Origin of the sequence: Pseudomonas lactis (assembly GCF_001439845.1) — a bacterium.
GTDB lineage: Bacteria > Pseudomonadota > Gammaproteobacteria > Pseudomonadales > Pseudomonadaceae > Aquipseudomonas > Aquipseudomonas lactis.
The window spans coordinates 496330-502943 of record NZ_JYLO01000003.1 but is presented as its reverse complement, the minus strand read 5'-3'; the positions used below and the strand labels follow the sequence as shown (position 1 = coordinate 502943).

Sequence of the window (6614 nt, the reverse complement as noted above, 5' to 3'; positions counted from 1 at the left end):
CTGGGGTGTGCGCCCAGTCAGAAACTGCGAGCCCGCTGGGCCAGTGACACTGAACCCTGAGAAAGAAACGACTATGAAACAAGCAGCTTAAAACGAAGAACAGTGACAACTACCTTGAAAAACACCGAGGGTGGCCGACTGCAGTATCGAAAGGCTTATGACAAGACTTTTGAAATGGATCAAAACTGCCTTCCAAAAATAAAGCGGATTTATGGTGAGGACTCTGCTGAATATAAGTATGTCCAGCGTGTTCGTGATTACTGTTTTATTGAAGGTGTAGTTCGCTTAGAGCAAGAACTTAAATGTGAATACTTGCAGCGTGAATCCCTTTGTTACTGGGGCTTATTTGATGAAGGGCGTTTAGCCCAGCTCCACTGTGAGTTTCTTAAAATTGATGAAAAGCTGAAGGTGACTGCGATGGATATCGTTAGCATTAGCGAGCAGCTGTTGGCAATGAAAATTGTCGATACTACTCGCGCCGCCAATACAACTGCCCTTTATGCCATTCAATGGATGCATGGCCAGCGCTTCGATTTTAAGAAACGACAAGTTCAGGATCATGCAGCTCGCCTTAATCGCATAGGTATTAATATCCGTAATGCCTGTGACACCAGCCGATTTGCTCCAATATTTGTACGACAATGCCGTGAGGTCACCAAGTCTACCTTGGCTATTCCGTCCTGGTATCAACGACCAAACCATCTGCAGCAGGTCGCGGCATGAAAACAGTTAAGTTTGATGCCACCGTACTTACTGTTGGTCAGCGTCGTCGTCTAGCTGAACAGCAGCAAGTGCGCAGCTGCTTTATCAATCCTATTCTTGCTCATCAGGTCGATCAAACGCTTAAGGCTGTTGATGAGCTGAAAGAGCAGGGCACTAAACCGGAGCGCATTTGGTTTGTTGAGCGTCAAGGAGCGGGAACAATCTCTGTTGCTGAATGGATGGGTTTCTGATGGATAGGGTTGCTTATCAAAATCTACGCTTTGCAGTAGAAATGGAGTTTCTTAATGCTCTCAACAACCCTCAATGTGATGAACGTGCTGGGATTAATAGTCTTATGCGCTTGTTTCTATCTGCATTGGCTCAGCAAGAAGTAGAACGTCAGCGCTCTTCACGAAAATTCAAAACCTTCAGGCGTAACCCTGAGGCTATTGCGCCCAGTTGGGCATACCGTAAGCCCGGCACTGTTCCAGGCTTTCCAACACTGAGATAAGGGCATTACATGTCTAATGTTATTGTAGTTGAAGTAACCGGCAATCACCGCAGTGGTACTGCTGCCAAGTCGGGCAAACCATATTGTATGTTTGAAGCATATGCTCACTTGCCAAACATTCCATACCCGCAGAAATGCACTTTCTACGCTGAAACTCCCCAGCAGGTTCCTCAGCCTGGAAAGTATGAATGTGATGTGATCGCACAGGTTCGCGATGATCGTCTGATTTTTGAAGTCGATCCTCGTCAAGGTCGTCGTATTAGTTCCGGTGCTCCTGGTTCTTCGGCACCGCAGAAGTCTACGTAATGTCCGGTCTATTGCATTGTCCTGGTGATTTAATCATTCAGGGCGGTGCTCCTTCGTGCTCGGTCGATTGGGTCTCTGTTCCTTATGTTGTCCCTTTTGATCCTTCACAACTTGATCCAATTATTTTGGCTCAAGCTTTTGGCGCCGGATTCACATTAGTAGCCAGCTTCATGGTTATGTCGATGGGAATACGTGCGTTTTTAAACTTCATCAAACAATCCTGAGGATTTCCTATGTTTAAAAAATCTCATGCTGTAGCTGTTTCCGCTGTTGTTCTCGCTATTTCGGCTCCTTCAGTTTTCGCTGCTGATCCTGTTGCCTGGGATTACAGCGGTCTGACTTCATCTATCGACTTCAGCACCATTTCCGTTGGTGTTCTGGCTGTTGCTGGCATTCTTGCTGGTGTTTACGCTGGTATCAAAGGCGCCCGTATCGTCTTGGGCTTCCTGCGCGGCTAAGGCTTTACCCTGTTCGACCTGGGCGTCTTAGGGCGCCCTTTTTTTATCAAAAATAACGGTAATAGGAATAATTGCATTCTTATTATTCTTATTGCGGGAGCTTGCAACATGGATCAACTTTATTATTTCGCCATGTTCTGTATTGGGTCTGGTTGCTCCTTTGCTGTTTTTTCGGGGTGGTGATATGAAATACTTTGCCTTCATCCCTTTTTTACTACTCACTGCGTTTTCGTCCAGCTCTTATGCTGGCTGGAAGTGTAATCCTTCATTTGCGTCTTCCTATTCTAGTGAGTGCTCTTCTGCCGGCGTGCAGGACTCGCCTGAGTCGTTTATAACCGCATTCGTAACTGCGGTCAGGTCGGCTAATACAAGCCCTAATAGAACCGGGTATACTGCTGGCTCTTGCACAATGAATGGTAATTCAAATGCTATCTGTGCTTATTCTTGGACTGCTTTTGGCTCCCCATTTAATGATAGTGTTGGTATTGTTAAGGAGGCTGCCGTTTGCCCTGAAACAGTCGAGACTCGTGGTCCCGATGCGGCTGCAATAAAATCAGGAGATAAATATTATGTCGCGTGGTCAGTTGGTTCTGTTACTGCTGATGTTTGTCACAGCTCTTGCTCTTACCTGGCTAGTTCCGCCTCCGGTAGCACCTGCTATCTGTCTTCAGGCTCTACAGTCACTGGTTTTTGTAACTACTTCGTGGGTCTTAATACCGCGAGTCCTTCGTGCGGTGCTGAGTCCGGGTATAAGTCGCCTTCCGTTGGAGATCCTCTCACTCCCAGTACTGATCCTGGCGACGGCGGCGATGGTGGCACCAACCCTGGTGGTGGGAATGACGGCGGCGATGGCGATGGTGGTAACGGTGGGGATGGTGATTCCGGTTTTGACGGTGAGCTTTCTTTCAATAATCCAGGATCACTAAAGGGGGACTCAATTCTTGATAGTGAGGTTAACGCTGTTCACTACGATGCCTTTGTCCGTGGCATCGAAGCCGATTTAAATGACTCAGGATTCGGTAAGGCTCTTACTGAATTTAATCAGAAAATGGCTGCTGGTGGCTCTCTGGCAGCCTGTCCCACCGCCACTGTTCAGCTCCTTGGAACCATGATTACTTTCGATGCGCATTGCGCATTGTTTGATTCGGTTTCCTCAATTCTCTCAGCTGTATTTCTGGCGGCCTGGTCAATCCTAGCTTTGCGTATTTTCCTGTCCGCGTAATTTTAGCCGCTAAAAATTTGAGGTATTTATGTCCGCTTTCGGTGATTGGCTTCTATCGATTCTTCGCGAGATTTTGCAATTTTTTGTTGACCTGATAATTCAAGTTGCTGACTGGCTTTGGCAATCACTTTTAGAGCTGATTAGCTCCAGTTTTATTATGGGCTTACTTACAAGTGCTGGAGAGTTGTTTACTAATATCTCCCCATCTGTTTGGTACTTCATGAATCTAATGCAATTGCCCTTTGGGATTACTGTTGTTAGCAGCGCCTATTTGTTGCGCTTCCTTGTTCGTCGAATTCCGTTTATTGGGTGATTTATGGCAATCCATGCTTATGTTGGTAAACCAGGTCACGGCAAAAGCTATGGTGTGGTTGAGCACGTTGTAATTCCGTCTCTTAAGCAAGATAGGCATGTGGTTACTAATATTCCTCTATCTATTGATGACTTGTTGTCTACTTATGGAGGAAATATTACTCAACTGCCTGAGGATTGGTTTGAGCTTGATGACCTTTCCGAAATTATTCCACCTGGATCTGTTGCTATTATTGACGAATGTTGGAGGAGGTGGCCCGCGGGCAAAAATGTTAACCAGGCCAACCTTACTGATAAATCCTTGCTTGCTGAGCATAGGCACCGTGTCGATACCAAGAACAATTCGATGCGTGTGGTTCTTGTAACTCAAGACCTCGCTCAAATTTCGTCATGGGTACGTCTTTTGATTGAGACCACCTATCGAATTCGAAAAATCACAAAGAAGACTTTTAAGGTAGATATTTACAACGGTGCTGTTACTGGTGATGCACCTTCAAAAACAAAGTTAATCAGAACTACTGCCGGAACCTTTAAGCAGTCTGTGTATTCATTCTATAAGTCTGCAACTCAATCAAACTCTGGTGCCGTTGGTGATGAATCGTCGGCAGATGGTCGTTCAAGTATTTTGCGTTCTTTTGGTTTGTGGTCTGCACTGGGTTGTTTTGTTGTTTGCATTGTCCTGGGTGTTTATTTTGTCAAAAAGTTCTTTACTACTGATCAACCTGGTGTGAAGCACTCAGTCTCTGTTTCTACCGCAAAGCAACCTAGTACACCTGCTGAGCTTCCTATTTCAACTACTTGGCGCCTTGTTGGTTTTGTTCATCCTTCAAAGCCTGATCCATCCTCAAAGGCCGTATCTGAAGCTTTTGCCTTGGTAGCTGATAACAATGGAAATACTCGTTACATTTCATTTTCCCATTGTCGATATTTTCCAGACTTTACCGAGGCCTATTGTTTGGTTGACGGGTTCAAAATTACTAATTGGTCATTAAAAAAACCTAATCCAATTACAGGTGGATTAATTGGGGGTGGTCTTTAGCGTAGCGCTAAGACCGCGCCCAATTAATTTACCAACCAGCCGGAACTTACCCCATGAATACCTATAAGTTTCTTCGCGGCCTCTATGTCACTGTATTTCTGTTTTTCTTCGTTTCCTTTTCCCATGCGGAAACAGCTCCTCAACAGCTAACTTTTGATTTTCAAACTATTCAGGTTTCGTCTGCTTTACAGCTTCTTGCCGATTACAGGGGCTTGAATCTTGTGTTGGATGAAAATGTCCGTGGTTCACTTTCTATGCGTATGAAGGATGTGAGCTGGGATGAAGCCATTGAGTATGTGACTTCGGCAAAAGGGCTTTTATATACCGTTGAAGGTAAGTTTCTTCGTGTTAGTGGCTATCCACGACCTGGTGATTCCTATTCAACAAATTCATATGTTGCTGCCCAAGATCAGCAAATTCAAAGTAATCCTTCCTTTGGCGTCAACTCCTTTGATGTTTCGATCTTCAAGGTACATAACATTTTGGCGTCGGACGCAATAAAAGCATTTCCTCTCGATTCAGGAGAGACTCTGAATTTTGAAGACGGTTCTTCTGTCATCGTTGCCAGGATGAGTAAGGCACGTTTAGAGCAGCTCAAAACCCTGATTGCTGCTGTTGATTACTCCAGGAAGCAAGTGATGATCCAGGCTCGTATTGTCGAGGTTGACCGCTCGTATTCCAAGAATCTGGGCGTTCAATGGGGTGGCACTGTAGGCAGCGGTGCTGGCACTGTTTCAGGCTCTGTGCCGCTTGGATTTGCCTCTGGTGCCATCGGGGCTGTTGGCATTGTCTCAAGCGCTTTGACGCTCGATGCCAGGCTTTCAGCGATGGAGCAGGAAGGTAAGGGCAGGGTGATTTCCAGTCCGCGCGTTTATACCTCTGACCGTCATCAAGCCAAAATTGTTAAAGGCTCTCAGGTTCCTTATCAGCAATCGGCCGGCGATGGTGCAACGTCGACATCCTTCAAGCAGGCTGCTTTGTCACTCGACGTGACTCCGATCGTTAACGATAAGGGCGTGCTGCTGGATGTCATCCTTTCAAAGGATGAGCCTGATTATTCCAATGCCATGAATGGCGTGCCGCCGATCAACACAACCTCGCTGACGTCCCGGGTTTTTTCGCCGTTCGGCCAGACCATTGCCGTGGGTGGTGTTTATTCGGATCTGGATACAACCGTCGTTAGAAGCGTGCCGTTCTTGGGCAAAATTCCTGGCTTCAAATGGTTGTTCACCAGCAGCTCGACGGTATCGACCAGCACTGAGCTTGTCCTGTTTTTGACACCTGTGTTGGTCAATCAATATAACTAAACTAAATGACTATTTAGTTTAGTTATATTTAATTATTATTAAAAATGGAGGAGGGTAGCTCACCCAATGACCTAGGGTAAGCTCATCCTTAGCCGTCGATATATTCACTATAAAGGGTCATGGATTATGGACTATGAGCGTTTGCCGAGTACCTGGGTTATCGAGGAAGCACGTTCTTTTTTGAGGGCCGCACACATTCTCGAACAATGTGCCTCAAACGGTGATTCCAATCTCTACTGGCCAGCCGCGATGAATTCCGCGCTCGCGTCTGAGCTGCTTCTTAAGTCATTCCTTGTTGAGGCTGACCCTAGATTTCCAAGGTCTGAATATGATCCCGAAGGATATTTGCGTTTGGTCACCGGCTTGCCTGGAAACAGGCATGGCCTGATTGATCTGTACAACGCCATTCCTATTGAGATGGCCAACCAGGTGCGTGAAACGTCAGAGAGATTGGCTCCAGGCTTTCAACTGGAAAAATGGATCACAACTTGCTCCAAGCTTTTCGTTGGCACTCGATATCCATATGAAGCAAACTCTGTTCAAGGCATTGACCTTGATGTGTTGAAGCTCGCGCCGCACCTGGATCAGGTGTTGGAGGAAATGACCCGTCAACCAGCTAGTGCCAGGCTTCAATTCTGACCACCAGAGCCCCCCAGCTCCGTATAGGACGGTTCGCATAATGTATATTATGTTAAACCATGTGCCATGTTAGAAATGTTCATGAGCCACGTAAGCCACTGATTCGACCAATTCGTAT

11 protein-coding genes are annotated in these 6614 nt (G+C 46.2%); all 11 read left to right on the top strand.

The annotated features are described in order from the left end of the window. The first annotated feature begins 102 nt into the window (after positions 1 to 102). The 11 genes from TX24_RS30435 (at position 103) to TX24_RS07180 (ending at position 6496) form a co-directional block, all read left to right on the top strand. Positions 103 to 723, top strand: coding sequence for a phage/plasmid replication domain-containing protein (locus TX24_RS30435; protein WP_082628766.1), 621 nt, complete (start codon positions 103 to 105; stop codon positions 721 to 723). Next, entirely contained in the window at positions 720 to 953 is a 234-nt protein-coding gene (locus tag TX24_RS07200) for a hypothetical protein (protein ID WP_057710001.1), read from the top strand. Before TX24_RS30435 ends, TX24_RS07200 begins: the two co-directional genes overlap by 4 nt. Next, on the top strand, positions 953 to 1213 hold the full coding sequence (locus TX24_RS30430; protein WP_082628765.1) for a hypothetical protein: 261 nt from the start codon (positions 953 to 955) through the stop codon (positions 1211 to 1213). The genes TX24_RS07200 and TX24_RS30430 overlap by 1 nt, the downstream gene beginning before the upstream one ends. 9 nt (positions 1214 to 1222) lie before the next feature. Beyond that, positions 1223 to 1519: a propanediol utilization protein gene (locus TX24_RS30425; RefSeq protein ID WP_082628764.1), complete on the top strand. Its 297-nt coding sequence runs from the start codon at positions 1223 to 1225 to the stop codon at positions 1517 to 1519. Next, complete coding sequence (locus TX24_RS31795) at positions 1519 to 1743, top strand: hypothetical protein (RefSeq protein WP_157255541.1); 225 nt, start codon at positions 1519 to 1521, stop codon at positions 1741 to 1743. Before TX24_RS30425 ends, TX24_RS31795 begins: the two co-directional genes overlap by 1 nt. 9 nt (positions 1744 to 1752) lie before the next feature. Next, positions 1753 to 1977, top strand: coding sequence for a hypothetical protein (locus TX24_RS30420; RefSeq protein ID WP_082628763.1), 225 nt, complete (start codon positions 1753 to 1755; stop codon positions 1975 to 1977). Positions 1978 to 2386: 409 nt separating this feature from the next. Further along, positions 2387 to 3199 (top strand): hypothetical protein, encoded by an 813-nt coding sequence (locus TX24_RS32115; protein ID WP_167348419.1) that lies wholly within the window; start codon positions 2387 to 2389, stop codon positions 3197 to 3199. 28 nt (positions 3200 to 3227) lie between these two features. Next, entirely contained in the window at positions 3228 to 3512 is a 285-nt protein-coding gene (locus TX24_RS07190) for a DUF2523 family protein (protein ID WP_057709999.1), read from the top strand. A gap of 3 nt (positions 3513 to 3515) precedes the next feature. Further along, positions 3516 to 4550 (top strand): zonular occludens toxin domain-containing protein, encoded by a 1035-nt coding sequence (locus TX24_RS30410; RefSeq protein WP_082628761.1) that lies wholly within the window; start codon positions 3516 to 3518, stop codon positions 4548 to 4550. 53 nt (positions 4551 to 4603) lie between these two features. Beyond that, a complete protein-coding gene (locus TX24_RS07185) occupies positions 4604 to 5857 on the top strand; it encodes a type IV pilus secretin PilQ (RefSeq protein WP_057709998.1) in 1254 nt (417 codons plus the stop codon). Between the two features lie 126 nt (positions 5858 to 5983). Beyond that, positions 5984 to 6496, top strand: a complete 513-nt coding sequence (locus tag TX24_RS07180) for a HEPN domain-containing protein (RefSeq protein ID WP_057709997.1) — start codon at positions 5984 to 5986, stop codon at positions 6494 to 6496. The last annotated feature ends 118 nt before the right edge of the window (positions 6497 to 6614 follow it).